General features: G+C 69.5%; 13 protein-coding genes. 8 read left to right on the forward strand and 5 right to left on the reverse strand.

The genetic code is table 11. The features are described from left to right. Positions 1–41 precede the first annotated feature (41 nt). The 5 genes from ACFYRU_RS16645 to ACFYRU_RS16665 all read left to right on the forward strand — a co-directional run bounded on the left by ACFYRU_RS16645 (position 42) and on the right by ACFYRU_RS16665 (position 6,008). A complete protein-coding gene (locus ACFYRU_RS16645) occupies positions 42–1,430 on the forward strand; it encodes an NAD-dependent malic enzyme (RefSeq protein ID WP_387659064.1) in 1,389 nt (462 codons plus the stop codon). Beyond that, positions 1,418–2,140, forward strand: a complete 723-nt coding sequence (locus ACFYRU_RS16650) for an aspartate/glutamate racemase family protein (protein WP_387659067.1) — start codon at positions 1,418–1,420, stop codon at positions 2,138–2,140. Before ACFYRU_RS16645 ends, ACFYRU_RS16650 begins: the two co-directional genes overlap by 13 nt. 119 nt (positions 2,141–2,259) lie before the next feature. After that, entirely contained in the window at positions 2,260–3,681 is a 1,422-nt protein-coding gene (locus ACFYRU_RS16655) for an MFS transporter (protein WP_387659069.1), read from the forward strand. A 15-nt stretch (positions 3,682–3,696) separates the two neighbouring features. Further along, positions 3,697–5,118, forward strand: coding sequence for a M24 family metallopeptidase (locus ACFYRU_RS16660; protein WP_387659072.1), 1,422 nt, complete (start codon positions 3,697–3,699; stop codon positions 5,116–5,118). Continuing rightward, complete coding sequence (locus tag ACFYRU_RS16665) at positions 5,115–6,008, forward strand: ABC transporter substrate-binding protein (protein WP_387659075.1); 894 nt, start codon at positions 5,115–5,117, stop codon at positions 6,006–6,008. Before ACFYRU_RS16660 ends, ACFYRU_RS16665 begins: the two co-directional genes overlap by 4 nt. A 23-nt stretch (positions 6,009–6,031) precedes the next feature. On the opposite strand, the gene ACFYRU_RS16670 is transcribed toward ACFYRU_RS16665, so the two are convergent. Both ACFYRU_RS16670 and ACFYRU_RS16675 read right to left on the reverse strand, forming a co-directional pair. Beyond that, on the reverse strand, positions 6,032–7,303 hold the full coding sequence (locus ACFYRU_RS16670) for an ABC transporter ATP-binding protein (RefSeq protein ID WP_387659077.1): 1,272 nt from the start codon (positions 7,301–7,303) through the stop codon (positions 6,032–6,034). A gap of 78 nt (positions 7,304–7,381) precedes the next feature. Beyond that, complete coding sequence (locus tag ACFYRU_RS16675) at positions 7,382–8,521, reverse strand: N-acetylglucosamine-6-phosphate deacetylase (protein WP_387659080.1); 1,140 nt, start codon at positions 8,519–8,521, stop codon at positions 7,382–7,384. A 98-nt stretch (positions 8,522–8,619) separates the two neighbouring features. Here ACFYRU_RS16675 and ACFYRU_RS16680 point away from each other — a divergent pair, with 98 nt between their 5' ends. Continuing rightward, entirely contained in the window at positions 8,620–9,021 is a 402-nt protein-coding gene (locus tag ACFYRU_RS16680) for a PASTA domain-containing protein (RefSeq protein ID WP_387659082.1), read from the forward strand. Between the two features lies 1 nt (position 9,022). On the opposite strand, the gene ACFYRU_RS16685 is transcribed toward ACFYRU_RS16680, so the two are convergent. From ACFYRU_RS16685 to ACFYRU_RS16695, 3 genes are all read right to left on the reverse strand, one after another. Beyond that, positions 9,023–11,839, reverse strand: a complete 2,817-nt coding sequence (locus ACFYRU_RS16685) for an AAA family ATPase (protein WP_387659085.1) — start codon at positions 11,837–11,839, stop codon at positions 9,023–9,025. Between the two features lie 39 nt (positions 11,840–11,878). Continuing rightward, a complete protein-coding gene (locus tag ACFYRU_RS16690) occupies positions 11,879–12,607 on the reverse strand; it encodes a universal stress protein (protein WP_387659088.1) in 729 nt (242 codons plus the stop codon). A gap of 77 nt (positions 12,608–12,684) precedes the next feature. Continuing rightward, entirely contained in the window at positions 12,685–13,329 is a 645-nt protein-coding gene (locus ACFYRU_RS16695; RefSeq protein ID WP_387659090.1) for an HAD family hydrolase, read from the reverse strand. Positions 13,330–13,366: 37 nt separating this feature from the next. Here ACFYRU_RS16695 and ACFYRU_RS16700 point away from each other — a divergent pair, with 37 nt between their 5' ends. Further along, on the forward strand, positions 13,367–14,383 hold the full coding sequence (locus ACFYRU_RS16700; RefSeq protein WP_387659093.1) for a DUF4037 domain-containing protein: 1,017 nt from the start codon (positions 13,367–13,369) through the stop codon (positions 14,381–14,383). Continuing rightward, complete coding sequence (locus tag ACFYRU_RS16705) at positions 14,380–15,411, forward strand: enolase C-terminal domain-like protein (RefSeq protein ID WP_387659096.1); 1,032 nt, start codon at positions 14,380–14,382, stop codon at positions 15,409–15,411. The genes ACFYRU_RS16700 and ACFYRU_RS16705 overlap by 4 nt, the downstream gene beginning before the upstream one ends.

The following is a 15,411-nucleotide window of genomic DNA, read 5'->3' on the forward strand; positions in this document are numbered from 1 at the left end:
CGAGACGGCGGGTCACACCACGAACCATCGACAGGAGCGACATGCCTACACCGAGCCCTGGATACTCGATCACCGCACGGGTCGAGGCCCCTGCCTCACCGCACATCACCACCGCTCTGACGACCGCGATCGGCGCGGCCGGCGGCGCGCTGACCGCGCTCGACGTGGTCGAGTCCCGCGCGGACCGGATCGTCGTCGACATGACGTGCGACGCGGTTGACGTCAGCCACGCGGCCGCACTGGAGAAAGCGCTCGACGCGGTCGACGGCGTCACCGTACGGAAGGTCAGCGATCGTACGTTCCTGCTGCACCTCGGCGGCAAGCTGACGGTGGTACCGAAGGTGCCGCTCAAGCACCGCGACGACCTGTCCCGCGCCTACACGCCGGGGGTCGCCCGGGTCTGTCAGGCGATCGCGGAGAACCCGGCGGACGCGCGCCGGCTGACGATCAAGCGGAACACGGTCGCGGTCGTCACCGACGGTTCGGCGGTCCTCGGCCTCGGCAACATCGGGCCGGCCGCGGCGTTGCCGGTGATGGAGGGCAAGGCCGCGCTGTTCCAGCAGTTCGCCGGCGTCGACGCATGGCCGGTCTGCCTGGACACCCAGGACACCGACGCGATCGTGGAGATCGTCCGCGCGATCGCGCCGGTGTACGGCGGCGTGAACCTCGAGGACATCGCCGCGCCACGCTGCTTCGAGATCGAGAAGCGGCTGCGGGAACTGCTCGACATCCCGGTGTTCCACGACGACCAGCACGGTACGGCGATCGTCGTACTGGCCGCTCTTGCGAACGCGTTGCGCGTGGTCGGCAAGCGGATCGAGGACGTCCGGATCGTGGTGTCCGGGGTCGGTGCGGCCGGGCACGCGATCATCCGGCTGCTCGCCGCGCAGGGCGCGGGCGAGATCGTCGGCTGCGGACGGAACGGCGCGGTGCACTCCGGGCAGCACGGGCTCGACGAGTACCGCGGGTGGATCGCGGCGAACACCAACCCCCGGGGCGAGACCGGCAGGCTGACCGACGTACTGCCGGGGGCCGACATCTTCATCGGTGTGTCCGGTCCGGGGCTGCTGACCGGCGACGACATCGCCAAGATGGCCGACGGCGCGATCGTGTTCGCGCTGGCCAACCCCGACCCCGAGGTCGACCCGGTCGCCGCCGGGGAGTACGCCGCCGTGGTCGCAACCGGGCGGTCCGACTACCCGAACCAGATCAACAACGTGCTGGCGTTCCCAGGGTTCTTCCGCGGGATGCTCGACGCCGGCGCGCACGAGATCACCGACGCGGTGCTGCTGGCCGCGGCCGACGCGATCGCGAACTCGGTCGCCGCCGAGGAACTGAATGCGACGTACATCGTCCCGAGCGTGTTCGACCCGGCCGTCGCACCCGCGGTCGCTGCTGCGGTCCGGCAGGTGGCCGAATGCGCATCCTGATCGCGAACGTCAACACCACCAAGGCGATGACCGACACGATCCGGGAATCGGCTGCCGAGTACGCGTCGCCGGGGACCGAGATCATCGGGCTGACGCCGTCGATCGGACCGGAGTCGGTCGAGGGCAACTTCGAGAGCTACCTGGCCGCGATCGCGGTGATGGACGCGGTCGTGCGGTACGACGGTCCGTACGACGCGGTGATCCAGGCCGGGTACGGCGAACACGGGCGGGAGGGACTGCAGGAGCTCCTCGACGTACCGGTCGTCGACATCACCGAGGCGGCCGCGCTGGTCGCGATGCTGATCGGCCGGAGCTACTCGGTCGTGACGACCCTGGACCGTGCCGTACCGCAGATCGAGGACCGGCTTCTCCTCGCCGGCCTGTCGGGCCGGTGCGCGTCGGTGCGGGCGAGCGGTCTGGCCGTACTCGAACTCGAGGAGGATTCACAGCGGGCCGTCGGCGCGATCGTCGAACAGTCGGTCAGGGCCGTCACCGAGGACAAGGCCGAGGTGATCTGCCTGGGCTGCGGTGGGATGGCCGGTCTGGACCGCAAGGTCGCCGCGGCCACCGGCGTACCGGTGGTGGACGGGGTCGCCGCCGCGGTCCAACTTGCGGAGTCGCTGGTCCACCTCGGCCTGTCGACGAGCAAGGTCCGTACGTACGCCACCCCACGGCCGAAAATCGTCACCGGCTGGCCACTGGGAACGTAGCAACAACTGACTTTCCAGAATCCCTTGAAACGTCAGATGACTGGTAATCATACTAAATCGCACCGAGATCCCGGCTCGATCGTCAGCAGAAGTTCCCCTGTCACAAGGAGGCCGGCCCGATGCAATCCTCGGATCCGCACACCACCGCAGTACCACGAACGTCCGGACGCCTCTCGGAGGTGATGGACCGGATCGGCTGGACCCGCGCGCACTGGGTCGTGGCCGGTCTGGTCCTGGCCGGTATGTTCTTCGACGCGCTCGAGCAGGACACCACCGGCGCCATCACCGAAGGCCTGAAGGCCAGCTTCGGGATGGACACCGCGGACCTCGCCTTCCTGAACACCGTGATGATCATCGGTGGCCTGGTCGGGCGCGTCACCACCGGCTACCTGGCCGACCGCAAGGGCCGCCGGTACGCGCTCTCGTTCAACCTGCTGCTCTACACCCTGGGTGGTGTGCTCAGCGCGATCGCACCGAACCAGACCTTCCTCGAGGTGTCCCGGTTCATCGTCGGGATCGGCCTCGGCGGTGAGTTCACCGTCGGGCTCGCGCTCGTCACCGAGATGGTCGCGACCAGGTACCGCGGCACCGTTGCCGCCTCGCTGAACATCGGCTCCGGCGGCGTCGGCAACTTCGTTGCCTTCGGCCTCTTCCTGATCGTGCTCGGCCCGCTGAACGACGCGCTCGGCGGTACGTCGGCGAGCTGGCGCTGGCTCTACGTGCTGCTGGCAGTCCCGGCGTTGCTGGTCGTGTTCATCCGCCGGTACATGCCCGAGTCGCCACGGTTCCTGCTGTCCAAGGGCAGGCTCGACGAGGCGAACGAGGCGCTCACCACGTTGGCGTCCGGCCGGCTCAGCCGCAAGGGCAGCGGTCCGGTCACGCAGTACCTGACCGCCGCCGACGTTCCGGACGTGGTCGGGGAGTCGGTGCCGCTGCGGACGCTGGTGTCGGCCGGCTCGTTGCGCCGGACCGCGGCGATCGGGCTCGCGTCGTGGATGTCGTTCGGTGCCCAGATCACCCTGCTGGTGCTGATGCCGAGCATTCTCGTTGCCCAGGGCTACAGCATCAGCGACAGCCTCGCGTTCACGATGGTGATGAACCTCGGCAGCCTGCTCGGCGCCTGCGCGGCCGCGCTGCTCGCGCGGAACGTCGGCCGCCGGACGACGGTGATCTCGGCTGCTGTACTCGGCTGTGCTGCCGCGGTCGCGTTCGCGACGTTCGCACACGGAGCCGCGCTGATCCTGCTGCTCGGCGGGACGTTCCAGTTCTTCGCGCTCTTGCTCAACACCACGCTCGCCGCTTGGTCACCCGAGGTGTATCCGACCGAGGTCCGGGCGCTGGGTACCTCGATCGTGAACGGCATCGGCAACGTGTCCGGCGCCGTGATGCCGCTGATCGCGGTCCCGGTGTTCGCGGCCTGGGGGATGTCGGGCGTGTTCCTGATGCTCGCGTCGATGTACGTGGTGCTCGCGATCGCGGCCCGGTTCGCGCCGGAGACGTACCGGCTGTCGCTCGAGCAGATCAACCAGACCCAAGTTTGAGAGAGGAACCAACCTGTGAGGGAATACAGCACCCCGGTCGACTACCGGCGGATGGAGTCGCTGCTGCGCGACTTCGAGCCGAGCTTCGACTTCGAACCTGCCGACCAGCTGACCGAGGCGGAGTACGCGGACCGCATCGAGCGGCTCCGGCGGGAGGCAACCGTTGCCGGGCTCGACGCGCTGCTCGTGCACTCCAGCCTGGTCGGGTGGTACCACACGTCGAACCCGTTCCTGCGGTACCTGTGCGACTGGATGCGGGAGGGGGTGCTGGTCCTTCCGACCGACGCCGACCTCGATCCCGAACTGCTCTCGTTCTGGACCGAGTCGGCGGTCGTGCCGCCGGGCGGCGAGCCGTTGCTGGTCGGCGACATCTGGCAGATCTCGCCGTTCGGCCGGGAGAGCGTGAACCGGCCCGGATCGCCGCTGGGCAAGACGATCGACGCCTGCGCGGGCGTGCTGCGCAGGCTCGGTCTCACCGGTGGGTCGATCGGCCTCATCGGTGACGAGACCGCGACCACGTTCTTCACCGGCTTGCGCGCGGAACTGTCGCGGACGGCGTTCACGAACGCGACCGAGATGATCCTGCGGATGCAACGGATCCGGACCAAGGCCGAGATCGACATCATCCGCTCCGCGGGGCAGCTGATCGACATCGGCTGGGAGGCGCTCTGCCACGTCGTACGGCCCGGGGTGACGGACTACGAGGCGTACGCGGCGTTCTCGTACGCACAAATGGCGCGAGGTGGGGAGACCGGTGACGGGTACCAGATCGGCGCGAACCGGTACGGCACGCTGTGCGGCAAACCGTACGGGCATGTCATCGTGCCGGGCGATCTGCTGAACCTGTACATCTCGAACGTCACGTATCTCGGGTACTGCGCGCAGGCGGCGCGGATGATGGTGATCGGTACGGCGACACCGCAGCAGGACGAAGTACTGGAGATGACGGTCGACGCCGTCCGGCGGGCCGAGGCGCTGATCAAGCCGGGCGTGAAGTTCAGCGAACTGCACGACGCGGCGTTCGAGGCGTACGTGGAGCGCGGCTACCTGAAGTCCAAGGAGACGCGGACGATGCCGTTCAACTGGGAGGCGATGCCGGACGGGTCGCCGCGGCAGGTGAAACGCCAGTACGTCGAGGACGCGGACTGGGAGGCGCAGGGGCGGCGGCTGATGCACGTCTGGCCGGCCGCGCCCGGTCCGCACAACCCGAACCTCGGGCACGCGATCGGGATGCCGAAGCTGCCGCAGTACAACGTGACCTCGCACAACACCGACCGGATGGAGCCCGGGATGGTCTTCGTCCTGCACGCGCAATGGGTCGACCCGCTGGTCGCGGGGTCGAACCTCGGTGACCTGTACGTGGTGACCGAGGACGGCTACGAGAACCTGACCTGCCGGACGTCGGTCGAGCCCTACCGGACGGAGATCTCCGCATGACCAGGCTCAAGCTCAGCTCGATGGCGCACGGGCTCAACTACCTGCCCGAGTACGTTGCACGCGGCAACGGAATCTTCGCGGCGAACGGGCTGGAGGTGCCGTACACGCTGCACGACCCGTGGGACGGGATCATGCACGCGCTCGCCGACGGGACCGCCGATATCGCGCTCGGTGGGGTGTGGGTGCCGGCGATGTACTCGGGCCGCGGTAAGGACTTCGTCGCGATCGCCCAGCTGAACGACCGGTTCCCGATGTGCATCGTAACCCGCGAACGGGTGGACGACTTCGACCTGTCGTGGCTGCGCGACCGTACGATCCTCGTGCCCGGTCAGGGCGGTACGGCGCCGGCCGAGTTCACCCGGGGCCTGATGCGCGAGGCGGGCCTCGACCCGTGGCAGACCCGCTTCGCCCACGACCTGTCGATGCCGATGCTGTACGACCTGTACGTCGGCGGGTTGGGCGACGCGTTCCTCACCGACCTGGTCACTGCGCTCAACCTCCAGCGGGCCGGCCGCGGGCATCTCTCGTACGTCCACGCGGAACGCGGCGGGCGGATGCCGAACAGCGTGTACTACGTCCTCCGCGAACGCCTGGACGAACTGACACCGGCACTCGTCCCGTTCGTGAAGTCGATCGACCAGGCCATGCACCAACTCCGCGAAGGCACCGTCGTGGACCTCCCCGGCCTCTTCACCACCGAATGGCCCGGCGCCGACCGGTCGACCCTTTTCGCCGCCACCGAACTCCTCGTCAAACACGGCGTCTGGAACACCTCCCGCGTGGACCGAGCCGCCCTCGAACGCTGGACCGGCATCCTCCACACCGCCGGCCTGACCGTCGGCCACGTCAAGTACGACGACATCGTCGACACCCGGGCGATGGTGGATTAGTCCTCCCGTCAGTGCAGCGTGCTTCAGCGGGTGATGCGGTCTACGCGGTGGCCGGTTTGGTCGAAGATGTGGAGTTTGGTGGTGTCCAGGGCCAGGTGGATGCGGGTGCCGCGTTGGAGTTCGGTGTCGACCGGGAGCTCGACGACCAGGTCGGCACGGCGGTGGGTCGGGCCGTGCGGCTCGATCGGGGGAGTGGGCGCAGTGCCGAGGCCGATCCGGTTGCGGAGCCGGGTGAGGAGCGACGGTGTTGGGTCGGCCAACGGAATGGCGTGCGCGGGAGTCGGGCGGCCGATCCGGTCCGGGTCGGCGACCTCGATACCGCACTGGACGAACGCGATCGACTGCTGGCCGTGGAACTCGAACGCGCGGATCGTACCGGTCAACTGGTTCGGTGCGTCCTGCGTGGTGATCAGGCTGAACGCGTTCGAGCGGGCGCCGACGATCACCGGCGCGCCGTGATGGTGCCGCAGGATCAGTGAGCGGCGGTCGGTCGGATCGAGGCCGATCGACTGGCCGCCGAACTCGAGCCGTACGCGGTGGTGGGCGGTGACGTTGACGGTCGCGGACAGCAGGTTGATCCGCGGCGTACCCAGGAAGCCGGCCACGAACGCGGTCGCCGGGTCGTTGTACACCTGCGTCGGCGTACCGACGTCCTCGATCCGGCCGTCGCGCATCACCGCGATCCGGTCCGCGAGCGTGAGCGCCTCGACCTGGTCGTGGGTGACGTACAGCGTGGTCACGTTCAGGTCGCGGGTCATCGCGCCGATCTCCTGCCGGAGTTCGGTCCGCATCGTCGCATCGAGGTTCGACAGCGGTTCGTCGAGCAGGAACACCTGCGGTCGCCGGACGAGCGCCCGCCCGATCGCGACCCGCTGCCGCTGACCGCCTGACAACGTACGGGGCATCCGGTCGAGGACGGACTCGATGCTGAGGATCTGCGCCAGCCCCGCCGCGGTCGTACCCGCTTCGGCGTCGCCCTTCCCGGCGATCTGCAGCGGGAACATGAGGTTCTCCTGGACGGTCCGGTTCGGGTACAGCGCGCCGGTCTGGAACACCATCGCGACACCTCGTTCGCGCGGTGCCAGCCCGGTGCCGTTGGTCCGCCCGAACCACACCTGGCCGGCGGTCACCCGCTCCAGGCCCGCGATCATCCGCAGCAGCGTGGTCTTCCCGCACCCCGACGGCCCGAGCAACACCATGAACTCGCCGTCGCCGATCTCCAGCGACAACTCGTCGACGGCCAGGTGTTCGCCATCGAACACCTTGGACACACCATCGAGCCGGATCGCCGTCATGTAAGGCTTATACGGGAAGTACCGGTTCACCGGCAAGCACGGCTGCATGTACATGCAACTGCCTGAACGCTTGACTGTTCAGGGTTTGCGAACGGCTCGTCCGTCGACGACGACGGTCACCAGGTCGCCGAGGCCGCCGTCCGCGGTGCGTGCGAATTGGAGGAGGTCGGCGCGGGCGCCTGGTTCGAGGCGGCCGCGGTCGTGCAGGCCGAGGAGCTCGGCGGGAGTGGTCGTCGCCATCGTGACGGCGACGTCCAGCGGGAGGTGGTTCGTGGCCCAGCGCAGGCAGTCGAGGAGCGAAGCACCGCTGCCGGCGAGGTACGGCGTACCAGTCAGCCGCAGACCGCCGTCAGGTGTGACGGTGACCTCGCCGCCGACCGCAGTCTGGTAGTCGCCGGGTGCGCAGCCCGCGAGTGCGGCCGCGTCGCTGGTGAGGACGCAACGTTCGGCGCCCTTCGCGCGGACCAGGGCGGCGAACGTGTCGCCCGGCAGATGGTGGCCGTCGGCAATCAATCCGGCGGTCAGCCGGTCCTCGGTGAGCTGCGCCCAGATCGGGTTGTGGTGCCGATCGATCAGGGCGGGCAGCCCGTTGCCGAGATGCGTCGACATCCGGCCGCCGGCGGCTGCGAACGCGTGCACGTCGGCGGCTGTCGCGAGCGAGTGACCGACGGACGGCAGGACGCCGTTCGCCGCGAGGTGCCGGGTGAAATTGACGGCACCGGTGCGCTCGGGTGCCACCGTCATGATCGCGATCGCCCCGTCCGCGGCGGCCTGCCAGCGGTCGAACTCGTCCGCGTCCGGGTCCCGGATCACGGCCGGGTCGTGGGCGCCGCGAGCACCTTCCACGGACGAGATGTACGGGCCCTCGAGATGCAGTCCGGGTACGCCGTACCGCACGACCGGATCGCTCGCGCGGGCGGCGGCGGCCGTCTTCACGAGCGTGGTCGTGGTCGCGTCGTCGGCCGAGATGATCGTCGGGTAGACCGTGGTCACACCCTGCGCCCACAGCGCACGGACGAGTGCGGGCAGTTCGTTGGCGGACGGGTCGTTCACGTCGAGTCCGCCGTAGCCATTGAGCTGGAGGTCGACCAGGCCGGGGATCAGCAGCAGGTCCGGCGCCGACGGGTGGTCGGTGACTTCCTCGATGCCGGCTGCGGAGTACCGCACCCGTACGCCGCGGCCGGAAGCCGTACGACCTTCCAGGACTTCGCTCGTCACAGTGCACCTCCACGGCGTCGGAGGAAACCTACTACTTGCTGGAAACGCTTGCAGCCGCGGTGTTGGTTGCGCACAGAGTGATGGGGTATGCATAGAGAGTGATCGGAAAGGCGGTCGTCGTCGGTGTCGGGCTGCTGTCGCTGACAGCATGCGGCGGTGGTGGTGGTACGTCCGACAGCCGGCCAACCGTGACGGCGACGGTCACCACGACTGCCACCACCACCGTAACCGTGCAGCCGACGGGGAGCAGTTCGTCGGCAGCACGGCCGTCCGTCCAGGTAGGTGTGGTGCCGAACGTGGTCGGGCTCAACCATCAGTTGGCCCAGGACACCATGCAGGCGGCGGGCTTCTACTACCTCACCGAAGTGGACGCCACCGGCCAAGGCCGTCTGCTCATCAACGACCGCAACTGGGTGGTCGTGTCCCAACAACCCGCCGGCGGCACCAAGGCACCGCCCGACACCAAGATCGTCCTCCGTTCGAAGAAGATCGGCGAGTAGTTCAGCGGGTCAGGGCAGTGCGGAGCTGGCGGCGGGAGGTGATGCCGAGCTTGGCGAACGTCTTGCGGAGGTGCCATTCGACGGTGCGGGGGCTGATGAACAGCTGGGCGGCGATCTCCGGGTTGGTCAGGCCGTCGCGGGCCAGGCCGGCGATCTGGGATTCCTGCGCGGTGAGGTCGTTGGTCGTTTCCGGGCTCCGTTTGCGGACGGTCTCGCCGGTGGCGAGGAGTTCGTGGCGGGCGCGGTCGGCGAAGGCGCCGGCGCCCATCGCCGTCAGCTGTTCGTGGGCGGTCCGGAGGTGCTCGCGGGCGTCCTGGCGGCGGCCTTCGCGACGGAGCCATTCGCCGTACAGGAGCTCGGCGCGGGCCAGCTCGATCCGCAGCGCGGTCCTCCCGAGGTGGTCGATCGACGCGCGGTACGCGTCCTCGTCGTTGGTGAGGAGGGCCTGGGCGCGGGCTTCCATGCCGCGGCCCCAGTCGGTCGGTACGGCGGCGACGCGGTCGGTCAGCCAGGTCAGCGTGGTCTCGACGAGCTTGGTGTCGCCGGTGCGCGAGGCGGCTTCGGTCAGTTCGCCGACGACGAGTGCGCCGTACGCGACGGGGTCCTGCTCGAAGACCTGCAGAGCGGCGTCGCGGGCGGTTTCGTAGCGTCCCAGGCCGTTGTTGAGCAGGGCGCTGGTGTACGTCGCGATCGCGGTCATCCGGCCCTGGTGCTGGGCGCGGGCTTCGCGGATCATCGCGTCGATGAGCGGGGTTGCGGCGGATTCGTCGCCGCGGAGGGCCTGCAGTTGCATGGCGCCGATGCCGAGGACCCGGTTGCCGGTGGCGTTCGCGATCTGGCGTTCTTCCTCGACGTACGCCGCGGCCGCCGTCAGGTCGCCGGTCATCGAGACGACGTTCGCGCGGAAGTTGAGCGCCCACTGGAGCTGGACCAGTGCGCCGCTGTCGCGGGCGATCCGCTCGTGCCGGGCGGCGAGTTCGAGCGCGGCGTCGAGGTCCCACACGTCGATCGCCACGATCCCACTCGCCCGGTTCCCCGCCAACCACAACCACCCACGTTCGTCACCTGCCTCCCCAACCCGGGCCTGCTCCAGCGCCTCCACAAGCTGCGGAGCAGCCGCTACAAACCCCCGAGTGAAGCGAAGCGCCAACGCCTGCAGAAGAAGGTCGCCGGAGGCGCCGGGTGAAGACGACGCGGAGCCCGAAGGTGCGGATGCGGCGGCCCCCGTGCCGGGCGTGCCGGCGGGCGTGCCGGGCGTGCCGGGCGTGCCGGACGCGGCGGAGGTGGTTCGGTCGAGGGTGCTGGGTGCGGGGATGGCGGTGGCGATTTCGGCCAGGATGCCGGGGGTTTCGGGGCCGCTGGACCAGATGGCGGCGGAGATTGCTTCCAGGTAGGTGATTCGGGCCTGGGGGTGGTCGTGGGGTTCGAGTTGGGCGGCGGCCTCGACCAGGGTGCGGGCGGCTTCGGCGGCGTGGCCCCGGTCGAAGGCGATCTCGCCGCGCAGGCGGGTGATCTCGGCTTCACGGATCGGGCTGGCCGGGCCGTTGCCGGCGGCACCCAGGAGGTCCAGGGCGGCGTCCAGTGCGCCGGCGCTGCGTTTGGCGGTGGCTGCGGCCAGTACGCGATCAGCACGTAGACCCGGGTCGATCGTCAGCGCCGCCGAGCGTTCCAAGAAGATGCCTGCGGCAAAGAACCCGCCACGGGCACGAGCACGCCGCGCGGACTGTTCGAGTTCGAGCGCGACGTCCTCGTCCGGCGTCATCGTCGCCTGCGCGCGGTGCCACGCCCGCCGATCGGGGTCCGTCGCCGGATCGGTGACCGCGGCCAGCGCCCGGTGTACGGCGAGCCGCTGCTGCGGGGTCGCCGTACGGTAGGCCGCCGACCGCACCAGCGGATGCCGGAACCGGATGTGCTGGCCGAACGTGATCAGCCCGGACTCGGCCGCCCCGGCTGCCGCGTCCGCGCCCAGCCCGAGCTGCTCGGCCGCCTGCCACAGCAACGTTGGGTCGCCCAACGGTTCGGCCGCCGCGGTCAGCAGCAGCAACCGGGCGTCGGTCGGCAGCACCTCGAGCCGCCGGACGAACCCTTCCTCGATCCGCCCCGCCAGCGTCCCGGACGTCAGCCCGTCCGCCAGCTCGGCAGCCGTCCACGCGCGCGGGAGTTCGAGCAGCGCGAGCGGGTTGCCGCGCGTCTCGGCCACGATCCGGTCGCGCACCCGCGGGTCGATCGGCCCCGGCAGTACCGAGTCCAGCAGCGCCCGCGCGTCGGCGTCGTCGAGCCCGCGGACCGGCAGTACGTCGAGACCGTCGAAGGCGTGCTCGACCCCGTCCCGGACCGCGAGCACCATCACCACCGACTCGGCCGCGAGCCGCCGCGCGACGAACGCGAGGATCCGCGCCGACATCAGGTCCAGCCACTGTGCGTCGTCGACCACGCACAGCACCGGCTCGTCGCCGGCCGCGAGCAGGTTCAGCACGGACAGCCCGATCAGGAACCGGTCCGGCGTCGGTCCGTTCCGCAGACCGAACGCCGTACCGAGCGCGTCACGCTGCGGCGCCGGCAGCCCGTCGAGCTGCTCCAGGAACGGCAGGCACAACTGGTGCAGACCGGCGTACGCGAGCTCCATCTCGGACTCGATCCCCGCGGTCCGCGTGATCCGGCATCCGTCGGCCGCGGCGACCATCGCGTCCAGCAACGCCGACTTGCCGACCCCGGCCTCGCCGGTGAGCACCAGCACCTGACTACGCCCGGCTTTCGCCTCGCTGACCAGCCGGTTCAGTACGTCGTACTCCCGCTGCCGGCCCCGAAGCTCTCTCACTTGGCCAAGCCTAAGCGGTCAGCCAGACACCCCCGACGGCTAGACCAGCACGACCGGTCCGCTGGCCAGCCGCGCTACGTCGGTGTTGGGGGTTTGCCGACGCCAGTGGCGGTCCGCCGTCAGCACGGTGAGCGCCGCGGCGGTGGACTCGGCCAGCACCGCGCTCGCTCCGTCGGCGGTCCCGCAACGTACGTCGACCTCCGGATAGGCGGTCCGCCACGCAGCTACGCAGTCCGCGTCGGCCCTCGTCTGCAACACGGTCAGACCGGTACCTCGCCGACGTGCCGCACCGAACGCGAAGCCGAGCGCATCCGACCCGAGCCCGTCGACGGCCACCACGACTCGCCCCGAGGACGGTCCCACCGTCCGGTGCGGCGTCAGTCCCACTACGGCCAGCGAGGCCTTCGTACGGCGGGCCAATCGACGCGAGAGCTTCCGTTCGAACCTGTGCCCGCGGCTGATGACCAAGAGTGCACCGTCTTCGGCCTCGCTCAGGAGGGCGTCGACAGCACGACCAGGAAAGACTGTGGAGCTGATCTGCAGACTCGGGAAGATCTTCCGAACGTGCTCGATCGCGTTGTCGACGACAACCTCAGCCGTCTCCAGATCGCGCTCTTCCACCGTGAGTTCGCCGAGCGCGTCGAGCAGGTACGGCCAGCGGAACGCGTAGACCACGCGCAGCTCAGCGCGCCGGGCCGCGGCCTCGGCGGCCGCCCACTCCAAAGCGTCCTGGTTGTCCTGCTCCAGTAGAACTACTACCTGCGTCACGGTGGTGCCTCCCTTTCTGGTGACACCACCGTCTCGTCAGACGCGGGTTGCTCACACCAGGGAGAACCACGGGCCTTTCACCGGTTCAGCAGCCCCAGGGCCTCGCTGATCGACCCGGTGACCGGTGCGCCGGTCGTCTCCAGGGCCTCGCGGGTCATCGCCCCGGTAGTGACAAGAACACACTGCGTACCGGCTGCCTGCGCCGCCTGCGCGTCGTCAACCACGTCGCCGATCAGTACGACGCCAGCCGGATCCAGCTGCTGCTCTTGGAGGTGCCGTACCAGGCTGTCCGCCTTGGATCCGCCCCCGACCTCACCGGGCAGCCCGTCCACGCGGGTGAAGTACTGCGTGAGCCCGTACTGCTCCACGGTCGGGGTGAGCCGCGAGTGGAACCACATCGACAGCAACGACTGCGTCCGCCCACCGACGCCCCAGGTCCGCAGTACGTCGTGGACACCGACCGCGAGCTCACACGTGTGCAGGAGTGCGTCGTACCGGTCGTGGTAGAGCTTGTCGACCTGCTCCCACTCCTCGTCGTCGAGCGCGCGCTGCAGGACCTGCTCGTACGAGAGCCGCATCGGCCGCGCGTACGCCGCCTGCCACTCGCCCCAGGTCAGCTCCGGCCGGCCGAACCCGATGCAGACCTCGTTGACGGCGGCCAGCACAGCGTGGTTGTCGTTGAGCAGCGTGCCGTTCCAGTCCCACACCACATGCGAAATCACGAGCGCCACTTTAGTGGGGAGTGGGAGGATGCTGCGCATGCCTGAGTTCGTGCACGCGCAGGAGCTGTCGGCCGGGTTCTACGCCGAGGTGATCGCGCCTGTGCTCAGCGACACGGCGCACGTGGCCGGGCTGATCGGCTGGGGTTCCGATGTCCTCGGCTACGACACCGCGCGCTCCATGGACCACGACTGGGGTCCACGGCTCGTCGTACTGGTCGACGAGCCCGAGCCTGTCCGCAAGCGGATCGAGGCGGTGCTTCCGGACGAGTACCGCGGCTTCGCGGTCCGGTTCGGCTCGTCCGTCAATGCCGTGGAGCACAGAGTGACCGTTGCCACGCTGGGCGAATGGCTGCGCGGGCAGCTGGGCTTTGACGCGTCCCAGGGCATCGCTACAGACGACTGGCTGGTCACCCCGCAGCAGCAGTTCCTGGGTGTGGTGAAGGGGCAGGTGTACGCCGATGACGGTCGGCTCGCGCCTGTGCGCGCGGCACTCCAGTGGTACCCGGACGAGGTCTGGCGGTGGCTGCTGGCGTGCCAGTGGACGCGGATCGCGCAGGAGGAGCCGTTCATGCAGCGGACCTACGAGGTCGGCGACGAGCTCGGGTCCCGGGTCGTAGCGGCGCGGCTGGCCCGCGAGGTGATGCGGTTGGCGCTGCTGCAGTCCCGCGCGTACGCGCCGTACACGAAATGGCTCGGTACGGCGTTCGCCCGGCTCGGGCACGCGGACGGGCTGGACCGGGCGCTTGCGGATACGGTTGCCGCGGGCAACTTCGCGGACCGGGAGCGGGCACTGGTGACGGCGTACGAGCTGCTCGCCCGGCGGCACAACGCGCTCGGCGTCACCGATGCGCTCGACCCGGCGCCGCGGCTGTTCTTCGGCCGTCCGGCGCAGGTCCTGGACGCCGGACGCTTCGCCGCGGCCTGTCATGCGACGGTGTCGGATCCGCAGTTGAAGCGGATCGGGCCGATCGGGTCCATCGACCAGTTCGTGGACAGCACCGACGTACTGAGTAGTCCGTCCGCCTACCGCCGGTTCGTGGGACTGTTCCAGTGACAGGGTCGACGTTGTCGCGGCACGTGATCAGCTCGGTCGGCACCGTGGACGTTCGGTACGAGTACCTGCGGACGATCGGCCGCAACTCGTTCCTCGGCAGCCACGGGAACGGCGGCAGCGTCTCGGCGTACGTCGTCGAGACGAACCGCGGCGCGACCGGCTGGGGGCTTCCGTTGTCGGACGGGGATCCCGGGCTGATCGTCGGCCGGCCGGTGGTCGAGCTGATCGACCCGGAGCTTGGGGTGATCGACGCGGCGGCGGAGTTCCTCGACTACCCGTTGCACGATCTGGCGGCCCGGATCCTCGACGTCCCGGTGTACGCGATGCTCGGCGGCGCCGGGTCGCCGCGGGTGCGGTGCTACAGCGGCGGGATCTACTTCGACGACCTGGACGGCGGGCTGGACGCGATCCGGCACAATCTCGCGCAGGACCACGCGTTCGGGTTCCGCGACTTCAAACTGAAGATCGGCCGCGGGCACCGGTGGATGGACGTGCGGGCCGGGCTGGCTCGGGACATCGAGGTGACGCGGCTGGCCCGCGAGCTGTACCCGGACGCCGCGATCCTCGTCGACGGCAACGACGGCTTCACCGTGAACGGTCTGTTCGAGTATCTCGACAGTGTCGAGGACTGCGGCCTCTACTGGATCGAAGAACCGTTCGCCGAACGGCGCCCGGACCTGCAGGCGTTGCACGAACGCCTGCAGGGCTCGACCAGGGTCGCAGACGGCGAGTACGACCCCGACGTCGAGCACGTCCTCGCCCTGGCGAACGAAGGGCTGATCGACGTGGCCCTGATGGACGTCATCGGCCACGGCCTCACCAAGTGGCGCCAGACCATGCCCCTGCTGAAGGCCGAGGCATCACCCCACGCCTGGGGCCTGCCACTCAAGACCCTGTACGCCGCACACCTGGCCGCCGGCCTAGGCAACACCCCGATCATCGAGGGCGTCCCCGGCCCCGGCACCTACACCCTCGAAGACGGTCACGTCCAACTGTCGGAGGCCCCAGGCTTCGGCCTCGAGCTGTAA

Origin of the sequence: Kribbella sp. NPDC004536 (genome assembly GCF_042873835.1) — a bacterium.
GTDB lineage: Bacteria > Actinomycetota > Actinomycetes > Propionibacteriales > Kribbellaceae > Kribbella.

Bases quoted from the DNA above. Each gene is read 5' to 3' on its own strand.
- ACFYRU_RS16645 (WP_387659064.1), top strand. From the start codon at position 42: ATGCCTACACCGAGCCCTGGATACTCGATCACCGCACGGGTCGAGGCC.
- ACFYRU_RS16650 (WP_387659067.1), top strand. From the start codon at position 1,418: ATGCGCATCCTGATCGCGAACGTCAACACCACCAAGGCGATGACCGAC.
- ACFYRU_RS16655 (WP_387659069.1), top strand. From the start codon at position 2,260: ATGCAATCCTCGGATCCGCACACCACCGCAGTACCACGAACGTCCGGA.
- ACFYRU_RS16665 (WP_387659075.1), top strand. From the start codon at position 5,115: ATGACCAGGCTCAAGCTCAGCTCGATGGCGCACGGGCTCAACTACCTG.
- ACFYRU_RS16670 (WP_387659077.1), bottom strand. From the start codon at position 7,303: ATGACGGCGATCCGGCTCGATGGTGTGTCCAAGGTGTTCGATGGCGAA.
- ACFYRU_RS16700 (WP_387659093.1), top strand. From the start codon at position 13,367: ATGCCTGAGTTCGTGCACGCGCAGGAGCTGTCGGCCGGGTTCTACGCC.